The organism is Lacticaseibacillus songhuajiangensis (assembly GCF_003946025.1).
Taxonomy (GTDB): domain Bacteria; phylum Bacillota; class Bacilli; order Lactobacillales; family Lactobacillaceae; genus Lacticaseibacillus; species Lacticaseibacillus songhuajiangensis.
Genome location: NZ_RHNR01000001.1, coordinates 122,044 through 143,142 on the forward strand (window position 1 = coordinate 122,044; position 21,099 = coordinate 143,142).

Sequence of the window (21,099 nt, forward strand, 5' to 3'; positions counted from 1 at the left end):
GCAATCTCGGGGCTTTTTGTGTGTCAGTCAACGCACAACGTTGACCTTTAGTTTAAGAAATATTCAGCTTAGTCCTCGTCGTGCTTACGCTTGCGTGCCAGGCCGAACAGGCTGAGCGCACTAGCGAGTGCCAGACCAATAATCCCAGTCTTAGTCGCTGTGCTGTCATCCCCAGCACCAGTCTGTGGCAGCGTTTCGGCACTCGACTTGATTGCTGATGAGCTGCCAGCCTGGCCGCTTGTAGCAGCGCCAGTACTTGGCAGCACGTTACCACTCGTCTGCTTCCCTTGCTGGCCAGTTGTCTGGCTGTTAGCGGTGGAACCAGTGCTTGGCAGGTCGTGTGCCGCATTGTCGCGTGCTACTTCTGCGGCCGTGAATGCGGCCTGCAGTGCGGCAAGTGCCGCTTGTTCGTCAGCAGTAGATGCGGCATCGTTTGCAGCTTGCGCCTTGATGTCAAGGTAGTGCTGAATCGCAGCCTTCACACCGCTGTCATTTTGCAGATTCTGACTGTCGATGTTGTCAATCATCTCTGCACCCTGGTTTTCAACCAGCTGACGAGCGGCTGTAGCTGCAGTGACAGCGTCCTTAACGGCGGCCACCGCACTTTCAATGTCGGCGGTGCTGCTGTTTGGTGCGTTCAATACGGTATCGAGCGCGGCCTTCGCGTCAGCGACGTTCTGGTCCTTACTGTAAGGCGCAGTCACAACGCTAATTGCGGCGTCATGTGCGGTCTTGGCAGCGGTGATAACACTTTGCAGTGCCGCCGCAGCATCCTTGATACTCTGCGTGTTGCCAACATTGGCAGCCGCATTGTTCTTGGCTTGTGCGTAAGCTTGCAGAGCGGCTGCAACCGTCGCATTTTGCGCGACTGCGCTTGGCATTGCGGCCACAATCTGGTCACCAGCAGCAATGGCGGCATCACGCAACTGCTTCTGCTGCGTCACAACATTTTCCACTTCCTGAATTTGCGCAATGACTTCTGCCATCGTGCTATCAGGATCAGCGACTAAGGTTGCAAGAGCCGCCTTTGCCTGCTGAACAGCAGTTTCCTGATCGTAAGGACTTGTTGTCACCGTCACGTTAGTCTTTGCCGTGGCAACGGCTGCGCTAGCAAGACTGAAATTGTCTAGTGCAATCGTGTTTTGAGCAGCCGCAACGCTGGCTGCGGAGCTCGCCACACTTGCGGCGCTGCTTGCCAGGCTGGCAGTGCTTGCCGCAACACTAGCTGCGGAGCTAACCGCAGACTGTGCCGTTGTCAGTGCTGCACTGGCCGCGCTGGCTGCACTAGCCGCGGAACTAGCAGTGCTGTTAGCCGCACTGGCATCAATCGCGATGCTCGTAGCGGTGCTGGCGGCACTGCTTGCCGCAACGCTAGCGCTATCGGCAATTGACTGTGCTTCCTCTGCAGCAGCACTGTTACCCGTTTGTGCTGCCACGCTCGCAGCGACACTGGCCGCGGTGTAAACCGCAGCCGCAACGCTAGCGGCGGCACTGGCAGCATTTTCGAGACTCGTTGCAACACTAGCGGCGCTGGCGGCACTGCTTGCGACACTCGCCGCGCTGAAGGCAACGCTGGCCGCGGAACTGGCCACGTTCGTTGCACTTGCCACCAGATCGTTGGCAGCATCGGCAGCGCTGGCCGCAGATGTTGCCGCGGTGCTTGCAGACGAAGCCACACTGGCTGCGGAGCTAGCAGTACTTGCGGCGACACTGGCGGCCGTAGCTGCGCTAGTTGCCGTGCTGAGTGCTGCAGAAATTGCTGGGCTGGTGCTGACGGCGTTCAGGCTGCTAATATTTGCCGCGACACTGCTTACGCTCGTCGCGGTACTATTTGCCAGGCTTGCAGAGCTGCCAGCAGCACTGGTTGATGCCTGGGCGCGAACGCCATCGGCAACAGCTCCGACCACATAGTTCGCAGTCACAGCAGCGGTGGATTGCTGCTTAGCCTCTTCGGCCGCGGAGCTAGCAACAACTGCCGAGCTACTTGCGATTGAAGAAAGTGAATCAGCAACGCTGGCCGCACTATTGGCATCGGTTTCGGCTACCGAAGCAGCCGCCGATTGCGTGGCGTAATCGCTTTGGGCCTGTGTGGCGGTGCTGCTTGCCTGACTCGCTTCAGTGGCGTAACTGGACGCTGCACTCGTGGCAGCAGAGGCCGCAGTACTTGCCGCACTCACTGCGCTAGCGGCGGATTCGGCAACCGCGCTCGTACTTGCAGCCACGCTGTTGGCAGTACTTGCCGCAGTGCTCAGCACCGCAGCACTATCTACAGCCGTGTTTGCCGCGCTGCTTGCCACGCTGGCAGCAGCACTGAGTTGATCATTTATCTCCTGAGCGGCGCTACTTGCAATTGTTGCAAGGCTGGCAGCGGCACTACTGTCACCAGCAGCACTCGCGGAACTTGCTGCACTTGCAATGCTGCTTGCGGCGCTACTCATTGAAGTTGCGACGCTCGCCGCGCTTGATGCAACACTGGCAGCGCTACTTGCCACGTTAGCGAGGCTGGTAGCGGCACTGCTGTCACCCGCGGCACTCGCGGAACTTGCTGCACTTGCAGCAACACTGGCGAGGGTGCTTGCACTGCTTGCATTGTCAGCCGCAACATCAGCTGCGTAACTGGCAACCGATTCTGGTGTGTCTAGGGCCTGGAATGCTGAAGATGCAGCGCTGGCGGCACTGGCCATGGATTCGGCAGCAGCGCTGAGACTCCCCGCTACACTCGTCGCGGAGTCGGCTGAATTTTGCGCGACCACCGCCGCATCACTGGCAACACTAGCAGTACTGCTTGCACCGCTGTAGGCACTGTCAGCGGTACTCTGCTGACTGGCGGCACTACTTACGATGCTTTGGGCGACGGATGCAGCAGAAGCTGCGGAGCTGGCCACACTGGCCGCGCTGCTGGCGGTACTCTTGGCGGTGCTTGCAGCACCGGCTGCGGAGCTCGCAACACTGGCCGCGCTGCTAGCGATGGCATTGGCGCTGTCTGCCCCTGCAGCGGCTGAATCAACCGCTTGACTAGCTACGATAGCAACACTGGCGGCACTACTTGCGGTGCTAGCGGCACTACTTGCGGTGCTGGCCGCGCTCGTAGCGGTGCTGAGGGCGACACTCACTGCAGAATCACTACCAGCAAGAGAAGCCAGGCTCGTGATGTCTGCCACATTCGTGTCCGCATTGCTGCTGGCACTGTCCGCTGCGGACGCCGCCTGGTTAGCTTCACTCGTTGCGAGGTAAGCCTTGGCGTTGTCGTAAGTCGTCTTCGCAAGGGTCGCAGCACCATTGGCAACGACTGCTTGCTGTTTGGCAACTTCTGCGGCGGAGCTAGCCACAATTGCCGCCGAATCGGCGGTGCTTGTAGCCGTACTTGCCACACCGGCAGCGGCACTGGCCGCCTGGGCGTAACTACTTGCAGCACTGGTATCACCCGCGCTGGCGGCGCTACTTGCAGCGCTGGCCAGACTGTTGGCCTGACTAGCGGCCGTGATTGCAGCACTACTTGCGTTCTGCGCGTCATGACTGGCGCTGGCCGCAACGCTGGCGGCAGAACTAGCCGTACTTGCCGCACTGCTTGCCTTCGCCGTTGCACTGTTGACCGTACTTGCGGCACTTTGCAGGTTGGCATCACTTGGATGTGCACCAGCCATGTCCGTCATCAACGTTGCGGTGCTTGCGGCACTACTGCTGGACTGACCAGCGGCACTGGCCGCACTACTTGCAACGGTGTTGGCAATGGCTGCCTTAGCTGCTTCTTCAGCGGCCTTAGCCACATCAGAGGCAACACTGGCGGTACTGTTGGCCGACTGCGCAACCGCAGCGGCGCTACTTGCAATCGCGTTAGCAGTACTTGCATTATCAGCAGCGGTACTTGCAACTGCCGCAGCAGCAATACCCGCAGTGGTTGCGGACTTCGCCGTTGCGTATTCATCTGCTGCGGCCGAGGTGTTCCCGGCAGCCGTGTAACTTGCAGCTGCACTCGCCGCACTGTTGGCGGCGTTGGCCGCACTAGCAGCTTGTGCATTTGCACTGTCAGCAACACTCTTAGCTGTTGCAGCATCATTGCTTGCGCTCCGCGCTGTCGTTGCAGCATCGCTAGCAGTAGCGGCCGCGGAAGTTGCGACACTAGCGGCACTGCTTGCAGTGCTGTTAGCTGAGTTCACAACCGTGTTGTTCGGGTTGTCCTTGGCCAGGCTGGCGGTCACGTTTGCACTTGAACCTGCACCCACGTCTTCGTCCTTGGCTTCAGAAGCAGCCTTTTCGGCGGCGTCTGCGTAACTGTCTGCGGTCACTGCATAACTATCAGCAACTTGCTTGGCGGCGTTTGCCGCGGTGCTAGCTGCGGTCGTTGCACCGGCAGTAATCTGACTTTCGTTCTGTTTTGCCTGATCAGCAGCCGTTGTTGCGGTCGCGTTCTCAGTTGCTGCCTTGGCTGCTGCGGATGCAGCAACCGAAGCGGCGGAACTTGCCGTGTTGGCCGCGATACTGGTGGCCGTGCCCGCAGTTGATGCTGCAGCACTAGCCGTAGCAGCGGCGGCACTGGCGGTACTTGCTACCGTTGCGTAACTGGTAGCCGCGGCATCATCACCTGCTGCTTGCGCAGAGTCCGCGTTGCTGGCGGCCACGCTCGCGGCAGTGGACTGCAGTGCAACCTCGCTGGCGGCACTAATGGCCTTGGCAGCATCACTGATTGCTGCATCGCTAGCGTTTGCGGCTTCCGTCGTTGCCGAATCCGCAATTGCTGCGTAGCTATCAGCCTTAGTCGCTGCGGAACTAGCCGCGCTGGCAAGGCTGTTGGCCGTACTGATAGCCGCGCTGTTGTCAGGCGCCAGGGAGGCAATGACATCCGCACTGGAACTGGCCGCGCTATTGCGGTCATTGGCACCAGATGCAGCAGCACTAGCACTCGCGTTCGCAATTGCGGCCTTGGCAGCTTCTTCAGCGGCCTTGGCTTCATTTGCGGCATTGCTTACAATTGCGTTCATGTTTTCGGCAACTGCAGCGGCCGAGCTGGCCACGGTAGCAGCACTACTTGCGGTGTTTGCAGCGGCACTCGCGGCATTGGCAGCATTGCTACCAGCAGCCTTCGCGGCGGTGACCAGGGCATTTTGAGCGCTGGCAGAATCCGTCTGGCCGGCGGCAGCGTAACTAGCTGCAGAGGCTGCCGCGGTGCTTGCAGCCTGCGCGGCGCTAACCGCGACCACATTGGCACTGTCGGCTGCGCTCTGCGCGGCACTGACCGCTACATTGGCGGCACTCGCCACATCGGCAGCCGAACGCGCTGCAGAGGATGCGGATTGCGCAATGGTGGCTGCACTCTGCGCAGTAACGTTGGCGGAACTAACTGCTGAGTTGGTCGAGTTGGTCGTTGCCAGACTGGCCGTAACGGTCGCGCTGGAACCTGCCGCACTATCGGTGGCAATGGTGGCCGCAGCGGCACTGTCAGCCTGATCCTTGGCAACAGCCGCCTTGGCAGCTTCAGCAGCAGCGCTCGCGACACCAGAAGCGGCGCTCGCGATGTTGCTTTGCACCTCGGCAACCGTTGCAGCAGAGCTGGCAACGTCCGCAGCGCTACTTGCATCCGCAGCGGCGGATGCGGCACTGGCAGCAAAATCATTCGCCTTGGCCGTTTCGGCCTTAGCGGTCGCATCTAGTGATGCGGCTTCTGATGCGTCACTGCTTGCAGCAGCGGCGGCAGATGCAGTGGCCGCCGCAGCAGCGGCGGATGCGGCATTCGTGTTAAACCCGGCAACGGCCGTGCTTGCCGCATCGGCAGCCGACGCAGCACTGGCGGCAAAGCTAGCAGCATCCTTCGCGGCACCAGCAGCACTAGCTGCAACAGCACTCGCACTTTGGGCGGTGCTGTTAGCGGACGACACCGTTGTGTTGTCTGGGTTAGCCGTCGCGAGACTCGCCGTGACGTCAGTACTCTTGTCAGCACCAACAGCGGCGGTGCTAGCTGCGGACGCAGCACTAGCGGCGTCATCGGCATAGCTACCTGCATCCTTGGCCTTAGCTGCCGCAAGATCGGCGGCAGCACTGGCGGCGGACCCGGCAGCAGTTGCAGCGGCAGCGGCAGCCTGATCCTCGTTCTTCTTCGCAGCAGTTGCGGCAGCACTGGCGTTCGCCGTTTCAGTAGCCGCTTGAGCTGCTGCAGATGCGGCAACACTGGCAGCGGAACTTGCCAGGCTGGCCTGAGTTTTGGCGATAGCTTCCTGGGTATTAGCTGCTGAGTTTTCACTCGCAGCGGCGGAACTGGCAGCACTGGTTGCGCTGCTAGCAATCGTCGCGTAACTTGATGCGGCAGTTGCAGCGGAGGCGGCAGCATTGGAAAATTCGGTGGCCGCCTTCACTGCCGCGCTATCGTTTGGCGCTAGCTCCTTAATGGCTTTAGAACTTGCCTGGGCAGCATCACTGCTTGCACCAGCGGCATCAGCAGAGCTGGACGCTGCGGCGCTCGCAATCGCCGCCTTGGCTGCTGCAGCTGCCGCACTAGCAACGTCAGACGCCGCCTTAGCGGTAGTTGCCTGTGTTTCTGCAACCGAAGCCGCAGAGCTGGCCGTGGACGCAGCACTGTTAGCAGTGCTTGCGGCCGTACTTGCAGCGCTAGCAGCAGAACTGGCCTTCGTCAGTTCCACCTTAGAAAGGCTATTTGCCTCGCTGGCTGCACTGGCGTCACTCATGTTCGCAGCAGCGGAAGCGTAAGAGTTGGCGGCAGACGCGGCACTACTTGCAGCGGCGTTTTCACTATCCGCAACAGACTTAGCCGTTGAAGCAGCAGTACTTGCGGTTGATGCGGTCTTAGCTGCCTCGCTGGCGGTGCTGTTGGCATTGGCAGCGCTGGCGTTAGCAGCCGTTGCCGTTGCGTTTGCCGCACTCACTGCAGCGTTGCTTGGGTTAGCATCTGCCAGACTCTTGGCCACGCCGGCATCGCTGGCAGCGCCTGAAGCTGCCGAGGAGGCAACCGAAGCAGCACTGCTTGCGTCACCCGCGTAGCTGCCGGCATCGACAGCTGCGGTGCTGGCAGCAGTGGCGGCACTGGTAGCCGCGGTTGATGCAGCTGTTGTGACGTCCTTAGCCAGATTACTTTCGGCAGTCTTGACGTCTGCCGCAAATTTAGCAGCGTCATCTGCAGCACTGATTGCTTTGTCCTTGTAGTCAGCGGCCGCAGTCGCTGCAGTACTTGCAGCACTTTCGGCACTAGCTGCATTGGTAGCGGCATCACTGGCTGCGGTACTTGCAGCTGTCGCAACAGAGCTTGCAGAACTGGCCTGGTCGCGCAGCTTAGCAGCCGCATCACTATCGCTGGTTGCTGCCGCGGCTGATGCTGCGGAGCTGGCAAGGGTAGCGGCGGTGGACGCCACAATTGCAGCGCTCGATGCAGCGCTCGCAGCACTCGATGCAGTTGCAGTTTCAGTCGCCGCAGTCTGGGTCGCATCACTGGCCTTGCCGGCAAAATCACTTGCTAGAGAAGCAGCGGAACTGGCCTGACCAGCCAGGGAGCTGGCGGTCGATGCTTCTGGACTAGTAGATCCAGCCAGAGATGCAATCACATCCGCACTGGACTTAGCAGCAACACTGCTATTACCAGCGGCACTAGCAGCGCTGCTGGCAGCAGTTGTATCAACCGCGGCCTGGGCGGTTTCTAATGCTGCCTTCGCAGCGTCGGAAGCTGTACTTGCCACGTCATTTTGCAGTTCTGCGACTGATGCTGCAGAACTAGCGGTGCTGGCGGCAGTGCTTGCGTCGGCAGCAGCAGAGCTGGCTGCCATCGCAGCGGAACTCGCCTTAGCAGCCTCGTCCTTGGCGGTGCTGGCAAGTGAAGCTGCCGCGCTGTCCTTGTTCACCACCGCAGTTGATGCGGCGGCAGAAGCAGCCTCAGCGGCCTTCGCGGCACTAGATGCCGCAATGCTCTCGGCATTTGCAGTCGATGCGGCAGATGAAGCCGCAGTGCTTGCCGCACTAGCAGTGCCTGCTGCGGAATTGGCAACAGTCGCAGCATTACTTGCAATGCCCGCGGCACTAGTTGCCGTGTTATTAGCCGTCGTGATTGTGCTGTTGTCTGGGTTGTCCTGAGCCAAAGTAGTAGTGGCCGTCGCGCTTGTGTCAGCGCCATCGGCGGAAACTTTTGCTTCAGAAGCAGCCTTGGCAGCCAGTGATGCAGAATCACCAGCGTCAGAAGCGCTGACCCCGGCATTGATAGCAGCACTGGACGCGTTGCTATTGGCCGCGGTCACGGCACCAGCCGTTGCGGCATCTGCTGTTGACTGTGCGGCGGACGCTGCATCGCTGGCATCACTGGCTGCAGAACTAGCCGCAGTAGCATAGCTGGCTGCGCTTGATGCTGCAACGCTCGCAGCTACCGAAGCAGATGAAGCGGTCGTCGCAGCGGAACTAGCCTTAACGCTGGCAGTGGAGGCTGCAGTGCTGGCGGAGTCCGCAATGGTTGCCAAACTATCAGCATCGCTGGTATTACCCGCTACACTGGCAGCACTGGCTGCTGAAGCGGCGGAACTTGCAAGACTAGCGGCGGAACTTGCAGCACTAGCTGCCGAAGACTGTGCCGTTGCCGCGTCCACCGCAGCTGCACTCTTATTTGCAGCATCAGTTGCAGCACTGGAGGCATCGGTAGCAGCCGTTTCAGCAACCTTCGCTGCTGAACTAGCAGTAGACGCATAACTTGCAGCAGTAGATGCGGCAGACGTGTTATCTGGTGCTAATGACCTAATTTCGTCAACGCTACCCTGTGCCGCTGTCGTGCTTGCGGCAGCAGCATCTGCGTCACTAACTGCATTGTCATTGGCAATTGCAGCTGCGGCTGTATCAGCCGCAGCACCGGCGACGTCTGCGGCAACACTGGCCGCGGTACTGGCAGCAGTGGCGACGCTGGCAGCGGAGCTAGCCGTGCTTGCGGCGCTACTTGCTGTAGAAGCAGCAGTGCTTGCTGTCGTCGCTGCAACGCTCGCATCAGAGGCTGCGGAACTAGCCACAGCTGCGGCACTGGATGCGTTGTCGGTATCACCCGCGGCAGCATAGCTGGAAGCAGCAACGGCGGCGGAGCTAGCAACACTTGCGGCGCTAGATGTGGCCGAGTTAGCAGCACTGACATCGATCTGCGCTTTATCCGCATCCGTCAGCGCCTGGTCAGCCGCGGTACTTGCATCATTGGCAACTGTCGCCGCAGAGCTGACAACGCCGGCAGCGCTAGTCGCAGTCGTAGCGGCGGAGGCTGCTACTGAATTGTCTGGGTTAGCTTTTGCCAGGCTATCCGCCTTGTCAGCAGCAGTATCTGCGGCGGATTTAGAGACGTCCACACCCTGAGTTGCGGTACTGGTTGCGGATGTGGAAGCATCAGTTTGCTTCTGATCCACAGCAGTCGTGGCGGCATCTGCGGCGGCAGTGGCCACATCTGCGGCAACGCTCGCGGCGAAACTGTTGGCCTTAGCGACCGTAGCTGCGGAGTTGGCAGCATCAGCAGCGAGGCTAGCGGTAGTGGCAGCGGAGCTGGCAATCCCAGCAGCAGTGCTGCCATCAATCGTAGCAGCCTTCAAAACGTCGCTGGCACTACTTGCGGCACTGCTGTTACCAGCGGCAATTGCGGTCGCCAGGTCGGTCGCGGCGGAGCTTGCAGCGCTCGCAGCGCTTGACGCCACAGTATTAGCAGAATCAGCTGCCACCTTAGCGGTGCTGGCGACACCACTTTGCGCGAGTGCGGTTGAAGCAGCGGTGCTGGCGTTAGTCTTGGCAGTCGCTGCGTCACTGGCAGCACTCTGCGCCAGTGAGTTAGCGGCACTCACTTCAGGATTGTCGCTGTTCGCTTCTGCAAGGCTATCAGCAATTGACGCGCTGGACTGAGCCGCACTGTTAGAATCACTCGCCTGAGAAGCGGCTTTAACGGCTTCTGCAGCAGCATCGCCTGCGTCAGTTACCTTTGTTGCTGCAGTATCTGCATCAACTTGAGCCGTTGTGCCAGCATTGGCAGCAGCAGCAATGGCTGCACTATCCTGATTGGCCTTGGCAGCATTAGCCTCAGTTGTTGCAATTCCAAGTTCATCCTTGGCTTTCTGCGCAGCTTCCGCGGCCTTGCCTGCCTCAACGGTTGCAGTTGAAGCAGCGGATGCGGCTACATCCGCTGCAGAGCTAGCAAGTGAAGCGGCGCTAGATGCAGCGCTGGACGCTGTGCTTGCATCAGTAGCATAGCTAGCAGCTAAATCTTTATCGCCTGCAGCAGATGCACTACTTGCGTTGGAGTCGGCTACACTGGCAGCGGCACTCTGCACAGCTGCTTCACTTGCAGCACTAGATTGATTTTGTGCTGCGGAAATAGCAGCAACACTGGCGGCGGATGCTGCCTGAGTTGCTTTACTTGCAACTGATGCATAACTACCAGCAGCACTCGCAGCGGATGAAGCCGCGCTACTTGCTGAGGTCGCTTTTGCGTTAGCTTCACTATCATTTGGCGCAATCTCTGCGACAGCTTTGGAACTCGCTGCAGCCGCATCACTTGCAACACCAGCAGCGGCAGCGGCACTAGCGGCTTCATCCTTGGAAATTGCGGCATTTGCTGCTTCTTCAGCAGCCTTGGCTTCATCCCCGGCCACACTAGCGGCAGCGCTATTAGCCTTAGCAATGTCAGCTGCTGTGCTTGCTGCACTCTCAGCACTCGTTGCCACTACTGCAGCAGCGCTGGCATCGGCCGCGCCCTTCAGGGCAGCAGCGGTTTCTGTTTCGGCCGTCTGCTTGGCGGCAGCGGCTGAAGCCGTGTTACCTTCTGCAGCATAACTACTTGCGGCAGAAGCAGCTGAGCTAGCAGCAGTTGCGGCAGAACTGGCTGCACTGCTTGCGGAGCTTGCCTTGTCAGCTGCAGCGGAGGCATCGTTGCTGGCAGTACGAGCATCCAACGCGGCAGACGATGCCGCACTGGCGGCAGTGTTTGCCACTGCGGAAGCACTATTAGCGGTACTATTGGCCGCACTGACTGCAGAGTTATCAGGGTACTGATCTACCAGGTCAGCCGTTGCCGTCGCGCTCGACTTAGCGTCAACGTTAGAATCACTTGCCTGGGAAGCTGCTGTCGAAGCAGCGGCGGCGTAGTCACTGGCATTGTTAGCGGCAGTGCTGGTCACAGTGTAATCACTGCCCGCGTTCGTGCTAGCAGTCGTGGCAGCATTACCCATAGCTTCACTGGCAACACTAGCTGCCGTCGAAGCGGCTGTGGAAGCCGCGGTGCTAGCAGCATTTGCTGCGTTCGAAGCTTCTGCTGCTGTCACGGCTGCACTGCTTGCAGTACTGGTGGCAACTGAAGCGTTAGCCGTCTGCGCGTCTGCGACAGATGCTGCAGAACTAGCCACACTGGCGAGACTCGCAGCGCTAGCTGGATCACTTGCAACACTAGCTGCAGAAGCCGCAGAACTTGCCAGGCTGGCAGCACTGCTGGCGGCACTCATTGCGGTGCTGGCATCAATAGTGGCATCAGATGCGACGCTGGCGGCGCTGCTAGCAACGGAAGCTGCCGATGATGCAGTGCTGGCGGCGGTGGAAACGGCGGTGCTAGCCGCAGCGTTGTCTGGCGCCACGGATTTTAGCAGCGTGGCACTGGAGCTGGCTGCGTTGGAATCTACAGCAGCCGAATTAGCTGTCGACTTGGCCCCTGCAGCATCAACAGCCGCCTGTGCTGTATCTTCTGCAGTCTGCGCTGTAGAAGCGGCGATGTCACCAACACCCTTGTTCGCTTCAGCGACACTCGCCGCAGAACTCGCCGCGCTGGCCGCAGAACTGGCAGCGGATGAGGCGTTAGCAGCGCTCGTTGCTGCGTTACTTGCATCAGTAGCGGCGCTGGAAGCAACATCCCCGAGGCTCTTGGCTGCAGAGGTACTGCCTTCCGCTAGCGCTGCACTGGCGGCAGAAGCAGCAGAACTAGCTACGTTGGCAGCAGAAACTGCTTTACTACTTTCGACAATAGCTGTTGAGTTGGCACTTGAAGCAGCTGCACTTTCAGCGCTTGCTATTTTGGCAGCAGAACTAGCAGCAGTGTACGCTGAATCAGCGACCGTCGCGGCACTGGCTGCGACGTCGCTTGCAGACTGCACGATGGCATTATCACTGTTGGCAGTGGCAAGGGATTCTGTCACCTTGGCGCTGGAACTGGCAGCACTGTTAGCTGTAGAAGCGGCGCTGGCAGCAGAACTAGCCTTAGTTGCATCTTGACCAGCATTTTTGTCACTATTGCTTGCAGCCGTGGAATCAGTTTTCGCATCATCGGCATTAGCTGCAGCCTTGGCTGCGTTCTCGGCGTTGCTTGCGAGGTCAAAATTCGTGTTGGCTGTAGCAACTGCAGTTGTTGCAACGGCCGCAGCGCTGCTGGCAACGCTGTTGGCACTGTTGGCAGCAACCGTTGCGGCCGATGCATCATTTGCGGCACTAGCGGCAACAGAAGCAGCGGAACTAGCCGTGCTTGCGGCCGCTGATGCAGCAGCACTGGTAGTCGCCGCATTTGCTACGGAAGCCGCGCTGCTAGCAGCAGAAGCAGCAGTACTGGCCGTAGCGTTGGCCGTGCTAGCTGCAGTGCTCTGTTTAAGGGCAACTGCAGCAGCCGAGCTCGCATCGCTAGCGGCACTGGCAGCGGTGCTAGCAGCGGTGCTAGCAGCAGTGGATGCAGCAGTGGATGCACTCGTGGCAACCTGCGCAGCACTTGTGATTGTGTCGTTACTTGGGTAGCTGGTAGCCAGCTTATCGATCACGTCTGCAGCCGTGCTAGTGTTAGTACTTGTTGTCGCCGTGGTTGCTTTGTTAGCTGCTGCAATCGCATTAGCAAGGGCAGCGCCGGCATTTTGCATCGCGGTAATGGCGTTATCCGCGGCTGTCTGTGCGGCAGTTGCTGCAGTCACGGCAGTATCAATCTTGCGGCCGTCCGCGATAACGTTCGCCAATGAACCGGCAGCAGCGTCTGCGACAGCGGAGTCTGCCGCCGTAGCAATCACGCTCGCAGCGCTGGTGGCGGCTGAGGCGGCGTTGGAGGCGGCGGTTGAAGCAGCCGCAACGGTGCTGTTGTATGCATCAAGTGCAGCTGAAACTGCGGCGTTGGTCTTATCAACGTTAGTGGTGTTGATTTTGTTCGCGTTTGCGTACGCACTCGAAACCGCTGTCGCACCGTTATCCACCGTTGTGGTTGCCGTCTGTTTATCAGTGATGTAGGCAATCGCCATCGATGAGCCACCCTTAACCAAGGTTGTCCCACTGCCAATACCGAGCGCAGTCTTGCCTGTAATTGCGGGCGCAATGAGTTGTTGCTGGCCAGCAGCTGCCGAGGTCGTTACAAAAGTATCCCCGATGTTCGCAGTCAGCGTTGATGGCTGTTCAGTGACCCCGTCGCCAGTGTAGCTTACCGTCAACTTAGCCTGGGATACATTAAATTGACCGCTAGACATCGTCACGCTGGTTGTGGAGTATGCCCAACCAGTCGACATGTGCATGGCAATCGCCATCGCGCTGGCAACATTCATGTTGTAGGTAATCGTGCCGACCTTCGTACCATCGGCTAACGTCATCGTGTAGGTGAGGTCACCGTTGATTGTGCCGTTTGCATTGGTTGTCTTTGGTGTCCACGTAAATGCCCAATTGACTGTCTTACCTGCGAGATAATTAACATTCGTGTTTGCTGATGTGACGCCGCCGCTCATTTTTGCAGAAGCACCAGCGTTCGTCACAAATTCAATCTTATTAGCATCGCTAGGACTTGTAATGTACGTCGCTAGTAAAGCCAATGCATTTTGAATAATACTATCATCGTATGGATAGTTAGACGGGTTGTTCGCACTTCCAGCGTTTTGGAACATATCCCAACCCATAAAGACGGCACCAGGTCCAAGTCCCGCAATTCCCATTTCCATATTGGAATCGCCTGTACTTGTGCCAGTAGCGATAGAGGCTGGTGCCACATTCGCCAGAATAATGCCTAGTCCATCCCCAGGTCCCTGAAGATCTGTGGCCGCCGACCCACCAACATTTGACGCAGAACCCACAACGAAACTACCGGCCAAACTAACGGCTGTAGTCATGTCAAACTGGTTATACATGACCACGTTCCCATTTTGGTCTTGGTTGTTAACAATATCGATTGTCCCGGCAGAAAGTGCACCACCAGAGACGTTTTCGCCACTACCTGTTCGTTGCAGGTAGAAGTACTGATCCGCATCACTGCCGCTGTTAATCGTCACTGACGGTGAAAATGTAGTCGTACTGCCCGCAGTCAACTGAATCGCATCACTAGACGCTGTCGCGGACGCGTCAGCCGTTGAAGCCGCCAGCATCTTCACCTGTGGCCGCTTGTACTGCACGGTATCGGTAGCCGCCGAAGACGCGCTTGCCCCAGACGTCGCGGCACTTGTCGCAGCATCCGCACTCGAACTGGCGCCACTAGACTGTGCCGTGTCGCTGCTCCCGCTCTGCGTTTGCTGCTGGGCGCTTGTTGCAGTCAGCTGAGTACCCGAAGAAGCAGCACTACTGTCGGCGTTCGCCGCAGTCGTGTTGCTGTCTTCACTACCGGCGCTCGCATTCGTGCTGGTAGCGGTAGTATCTGTGCTGGCCACCTGCGTGCCCGTTGCAGAATCGGCGTTCGTGGCAACGTCTGCAGAACTTGCTGCACCGCTGAGTGTCACCACCTTGGCCTGACTGATACCCGTCCTGCCAGCGGCCTCTTGCGCGCTTGCGGGGACGTCGGTCGCGGCACTATCAGTGGCGGCGGCCGCGTCGTGGGTCTGTAGCGCGCCCATGGCGAGCCCGGCCATCAGTACTGAGCCAAATACCCATTTACTACCGGCCTTATACATTTTCCAGTGGGTGTTTTTAGCACCCTTTTGCTTCTTTAAATTGATTAACTTCATCATGTTAAGCAAACCTCGCTCTCTTCATCTTCACTGTTTGACGGTGGCGGCGCCCGCCAGCACGTGCTGCCACTGCGCTAACGCCTTGGCCTCATCATGCGTTTGCACGCTGGCTTTTGCCTGGCTGCTCATTGTCTGCCACAGCTGGTCATCTTGCAGCAACTGGCTCACGCGCGCAGCGAACGCTTGGCGGTCGTTTGGCCGTAGCAGGAAGCCGTTGCGGCCATCCTGAATCTGCATTGCAGGTCCGTATGGCACATTGGTCGTCACAACCGGCAGGCCGTGGCTCAGCGCTTCGAACATCCCCAGACCATATCCTTCACTATCACTGCTCTGCACAAACACCGCACCCGCATCGTAATCTGCGGCGAGTTTGTCGCCGGTCGCGTAATCCGCGATGGTCACAGCGTCTTCCAGCTTCGCCTTGCTAATGACATCGCTGAGGCTCTGCTTGAGCTCCTCACTTTGGTAGTAACCGCGCAACTCCAGGGTCGCATCTGGCACTGTCTGGCGAACTAAACTCAAGACGTGCACCAGCTCGTCAACATGCTTTTCCTTGGCCAAGCGGCCCAGGTAAACCAGCTGGTGGCGTTGCCGCTCCCGCAGGTTAACAACCGGCTTTGCCTGCAACGCTTTAGGCACGTAGGTATCCGGTGCCGTCATGACGTGCAGTTGCGGGTAATCGGCGTGAATGTCTGCCGCCTGCTTGGCGGTTGGCACCAACACGGCGTCAAAATCCGCCGCGCGGTTTACGAACAAATCGCGGTTGAAATTGTACAGGCGGCCACCGCGAATACTGGTGACATCTGGCGTGTGCAACTCATGCAGGTAGGCATAACGGTGCTGCACATGCTGTACGTCTGCCACCACAGCATCCAGGCTGCGTCGATCTGAGATCAGCGTTGCGGCATCATCGCCGGCCACCAGTTCGTTCAAGAAGAACACAAACAGCTGGTTTTCGGTGTTGAAGCGGAAGTTATGCCCCTTGTAATTCAAGAGCCGCCACATCGTTGGGCTGAGCTTACCGTTAATGTTCATGTGCGCGATTTCCAGCACCGGTTCGCCCGCCAGGTTCAGGAACTGCTGGTACGCGAGTTCCCCATTCGGGTGGAAGTAATCAATCGAGCTCTTAAAGCCTCGCCAGTCGTAGTTTTCGCGACTAGTTGTGTTGCCGAAACGGTCATAATAAGTGATTTTGTCGACCAAACCGACTGTTGCTGGCAGGACATCAATTCGGGCCAATTCGCGGCTGGCCAGCTCAATAGTGGAGTAGTTTGGACCGTGACTCACGATATGGTAGGTGTCCTTCGGAATCTGCTTAAGCAGGCGCAAGTTCTGTTCCTGCCGCGGCACTGCCGTGGTGCCTTGGAAGAAGTCGTACATGTTCACGAGTTCTTCCTGCTTCACATCAAGTGCCGCGCGGTCGCGGTCTAGATAACGACTGTAATTGCGCGTCACGATTTTGGCCGGCACGCCGTTGTCGTTGAACAGCCGCGCCCGCTTAGCCTGACTAATCTCAGTACCAGAATTAAAAGTAAAAATGCTCTCACCGATAAAGTAATACATATTAGTCCCCCTCCACTGTGCTCAGCGGGTATGCCGCGAGTTTCTTTGACCAGCCAGCGTCCGCATCATCAATTAGTGCTTGCCATGCCTGCCACACATTCGCTTCCGAGTAGCGCTCTGCAGAATCATAAGCGCTGGTTGAGTATTGCTGCTGCAACTGCTTGTCCTGCAAAATCGCAATCATCCGCGCCGCCAAGGCCTTGTAGTCGCCATATGGCACCACATTCCCGTTCACACCGTCCTCGATGATTTCGTTCGGCCCGTAGTTGACGTCGTAGGTGAGGCCAATCAGGCCGTGCGAGATAGCTTCCATGATGGCCAAGTTGAAACCTTCCATAATTGAAGTCAGGCCGTAGAACATGGCGTTGTTCTCCACCTTGTCGATTTCCGTCGTGTAGTCGTGTAGGTGGACGGCGTCTTCGAGCTGGTACTCCTTGATGACTGCCTGCACCGCGCGGCGGGCACTGTAATTGTCCGTTGCGTCCGCGTAACCATACATGTCCAAGGACACTTGCGGAATCTGCTGGTGCACAATGCCAATGGCCCGCACCAGATCATCGAGGTGCTTTTCGGGTGCGAGGCGAGCGAACACCACCATTTTGCCGAATTCACGGTCGCTGACTGGCACACGCGGAGCGCTCAACAAGCGGTTCGGGACAACCCCAACTGGGATTGTGAACATCCGCGCGCGCGGCTTGAAGCGCTTGATGACATCGGCCGTCTGCTTATGGGTTGCGGAAACCACAGCGTCATAACCATCGACCGCGTACAGCGGGTACTCGTAGTTGTTGTTGAGAACCGGTTCGTCCGGATTCTGGGCATCAGCGGTGTGCGCGTTGTGCAGGTGCATCACCGTGTAAGCTGGCTTCTTGAGGACGTTCAGCCCCCAATCCGCCACATGGCCGCGATCCAAAATGAAGATGTTAGGCGTTTGTTCAGACCAGTAATCATCGCTGAGCCGGTTGAGGAAGTGCACGGTCAGCTCGTCAATCGTGTCGAACTGGTAGACCTGACCATCGGTATCCATGAGACGCCAGCCAGATTTTTGCCGTTTGCCCTTCACGTCATCGCGGTTATAGGTTTCAAGCACAACGCGTCCGCTTGGTGTCCGCCAGGTTTCCGTACCAATTTTGTTGTCCGGCGTGTACCACTGGGACAAGGAGACAAAGCCGCGCGCATCGTAGACATCCACCCGGTACAAGTTGTTGTAACCGTCAAACCATTCAATAGAACGAACGCGTTTGTCCTCATCCGTAACGTAATTAACCCGCGCGACTAATTGCCCACTGCCCGACAAAATCAGGTAGCGCTGCTTATCCGCCTCTTCGTCGGCATGCGCGCCGAGGACACCATATTCAATGTCACTCATGTGGACGGTCTTCTGCGGCACGAAACGTGCTTCTTGGAAGTAATCGAACATGCTGACAAGTTCCTCGTCCTTGATGCCGGCATTGTTAGCATTCGTGTGCAGGCTGGGATCCCAGTCCCGGATGGCAAACATCGCCGGTGTGTTGTTTGCCCGGAACAATTCGAGCCGCTTCAGTTCGGCGTGCTCAATCCCGGATTTTTGCTTTGGCATAATTGAATTAATGAAAAAAATCATATTTGAATCCCCCGATTCATTTATTGGTAGATAATCTGTCAAGCATTCGGAATTTATGTAATCTTATAAACTCCAGTGCCATGGTCATTCCCACTTCGCTTTGATAAATTAACAAACGCCCGTTACATAATGATTTTGTTTGTAGCAAGTCAAGGATAGTGTGATTTTTTTACACTCCTACATATGTAAATGTACATCTTCTTATATGCAATTTGCGTGCAAGATGATGGAGCTAAAGTTTCTTATTCAGCACTAAGTCAGCGATGTAATTAATGGAATTATAAGTTTTATTATCAATGTTTGACTCACCTGCTTTTACAGTCTAAATGTGACCCGCCATCGACTACCCCCGATAATTTTACTGCCGCTCCAATCCGCACCCGTCCAATGCCGCAAAACACTTGCAGCCAATTGGGCGGTTCAATCGGTATGTAGGACCGTCAACTGCGCGCCAATCGTCTATTTACAACCGACCCATTAGCCAAACACTTCATCGACACGTGTTCACGATTCGCATAAATAAGTTTCTTCATTAAGCTTCCATTAGCAAAAAGTAGCGAGCGATTCGGCGCTTTATGAGCTAAATACACCATCTCTGACCCATAAAAATAAGCGCGTTAATTTTCACCTTGTAGCTGAAAATTAACGCGCTGTAATTGATGAGTGACGCCATAACGACGTTGTCGATTTGTTTTGCTTACGTCAAAAAAGAACGGTTACGGATGCGTCTGGTAAATGAAGGCAAGCTCCGTATGACAACTGTCGGTTTCGCAATTCTGTTTGTAATAAAAAAGCCCCAGCCACCAGAAGTTCATCCGGTAGACGGGGCTAATTGATTATATCGAAATGTTGTTAACGAACCACAATGACGCTCTGGCGGGCAAAACGCGTAATTTCAGACGCGACACTACCCAAGTGACCGCGACCATGCTTGTCGTGGGAACCCAGAATGATCAGGTCTGGTTTGAAGTTAGGGACCACTTCATCCATGATGACCTGCGCCGGCTTGCCTTCCCCGATGATGGGTTCGGTGTCGGTCACCCCGAATGCCTCCGCCTTCTCGACGTAAGTGTTCAGGTGCGCGGAAATCTCACTACGCCGCTCGCTCAGAATGTCTGGCGACAAAGACTGGTAAATGTTCAAGTCACCAGTCTCTAGAACAGAAACAATTCCAAGTGGAATGTTGTAAATTTTGGCAAGCGTGCAGGCATAGTTGAATGCGCGGTGACTGGATTCATCATCATCGTCGTCCACCGCCAGCAGCAGCTTGTTAAACTCCATCGTTTCAACTTCGAATTCTTCTTCAGTAGCCATGTTTGGATCCTCCTAAATTGTGAGGCCTAATTATCGCCCTTGTTCTCCGCAAAGTACCGCTTGTAACGGCCGTAGTAGTTGTAGAACATGTATTCCATGAGCGCCCAGCGCTTCAGGTTCATGTCCTTCTTGTAGAACACGGTCGTGCCCACGCGGCCTTCTTCAAGCAGCTTCAGTGCGCGCGCCTTGTATTCGTTGTCCTTGGCGTACTTACGGAAAATCTTCTTCGGCACACCCAGCCACAACTTCGCCTGGCTGTCGTCCTGATTCCCGAATACCGTGTCCGCACTACTCAGTTCGCCGGTCACGTAATCCTTCACCAGCCAGCTAGCCAAGTTGTAACCATTCAGGGTAACGAAGAAACTGCTGCGACCCTGGCGAATGTTGATTTCAAAGAGTTTGAAGGTCTGGTCCCGCTCGTCATACTTCATGTCGAAGTTGGCAAAACCAGTGAACTGGATGTCTTCCAGGAACTTCTTCATCTTGTCGTACAGCGGCTGGTTGTATTCCGGCAAAATGGCCACATAATTCCCGATGGCCGCTGGCGTTGGGTCTTCGAGCAGTGGGTGCCCGAGACACATCATCTTGACCTGGTGGTTCTGATCCACGTAGGCGTTCAGCACCCGCATGTGGCTATCATCCCCAGGCACGAAGTCTTGGAGAATCAGGTCGCTAGTGTAGCCGTTGTCGTAGATTTTACCAATCACCGTGTTCAGTTCCACTTGGGAGTGAATCGTGAAGGCCTTCTTGCGGCCTTCAAAGTGGATGTTCAGCCATTCAACCGAGTTGGTCGGCTTCAGGGCAACAGGGAATGGGAATGGTGGCGTGATGGACACGCCGCTTTCGTACATCGCCTTGGTGATGATCTTCGTACTTGGGTACGGCAAATCGTACTCGTCGCAGACTTCGTAGAAGCTTTCCTTGCTGTTCAAGCGCTTCAGCATCTTGTAATCAACGTATGGGCACACGAAGGTTTCACTCAGTTCGTCCTTGTGCTTGGAAATGAGTTCCGCGTAGCCATCGCCGCAAGCAATCAAAATCAACTTTTCGTTGTGACCCTTGTAACTGTCAGCAATCTTACGCATTGCCTCGATAAACGCTGGGTCAGAATCAAAATCTTCAATCAGGTGCACGTTCACAATTTTGGAAAAACGTGTTGGTGCGAGCTGCAAACGGGCGTATACGTCAACCGTCTGGCCACTGATTTCGTGGAATGAACGCGCCATCCCGTAAACATTCATGTCGCTCCCGAGCAAAATCGGGGTGAAATTAGGCACATCTGCCATGTGATGTCTCCTCACTTTTATCGCTATTTACACTGGGTGCATTATACCACAGTGTGCGTTTTGCCGCGGAAATGGCAGCCTGTGCTTAACTAAAAAAACAGCTCGGACGAGTGTCAGCGGGTCAGGTACTCACAGTTCAAGCATCTGGCCGGCCCCTGACCAATCTGATTTAAGGTGAGGGGCCGGCCTGCAGACGTTGCCCGCAATGCGTATAGCCGCTGAGCATTGCGAACGACTCCAACTAAAAAAACATTCCGAGCCTCTCGTCTCGGAATGTTAGGTTAAGGATGCTTGTCGGTTAGTAGGTGTTTGTGTCAGTTTCTTAATGCTTACACCTCTAAACAAACTTATTCAATTGTAGATATTCTGTTTTACTTACTTCTAGTTGCCTGCAGTCGCTAATTCACATTAACGTGTTAGTTTGACTGCCATTCGGCTCGGTCCTAGATTATTC

Annotated in this window: 5 protein-coding genes; all 5 read right to left on the minus strand. The window is 56.8% G+C overall.

What is annotated here, in order from left to right; translation table 11 throughout:
• Window positions 1-68 precede the first annotated feature (68 nt).
• The 5 genes from EKM97_RS00580 to EKM97_RS00600 all read right to left on the minus strand — a co-directional run bounded on the left by EKM97_RS00580 (window position 69) and on the right by EKM97_RS00600 (window position 20,645).
• Complete coding sequence (locus EKM97_RS00580; protein ID WP_125570324.1) at window positions 69-14,879, minus strand: KxYKxGKxW signal peptide domain-containing protein; 14,811 nt, start codon at window positions 14,877-14,879, stop codon at window positions 69-71.
• Between the two features lie 27 nt (window positions 14,880-14,906).
• On the minus strand, window positions 14,907-16,442 hold the full coding sequence (locus EKM97_RS00585; protein WP_125570325.1) for a glycosyltransferase: 1,536 nt from the start codon (window positions 16,440-16,442) through the stop codon (window positions 14,907-14,909).
• A gap of 1 nt (window position 16,443) precedes the next feature.
• On the minus strand, window positions 16,444-18,045 hold the full coding sequence (locus tag EKM97_RS00590) for a glycosyltransferase (protein ID WP_125570326.1): 1,602 nt from the start codon (window positions 18,043-18,045) through the stop codon (window positions 16,444-16,446).
• 852 nt (window positions 18,046-18,897) lie between these two features.
• Window positions 18,898-19,359 (minus strand): universal stress protein, encoded by a 462-nt coding sequence (locus EKM97_RS00595; protein WP_125570327.1) that lies wholly within the window; start codon window positions 19,357-19,359, stop codon window positions 18,898-18,900.
• A gap of 26 nt (window positions 19,360-19,385) precedes the next feature.
• Complete coding sequence (locus EKM97_RS00600) at window positions 19,386-20,645, minus strand: carboxylate--amine ligase (protein ID WP_125570328.1); 1,260 nt, start codon at window positions 20,643-20,645, stop codon at window positions 19,386-19,388.
• Window positions 20,646-21,099: the final 454 nt, after the last annotated feature.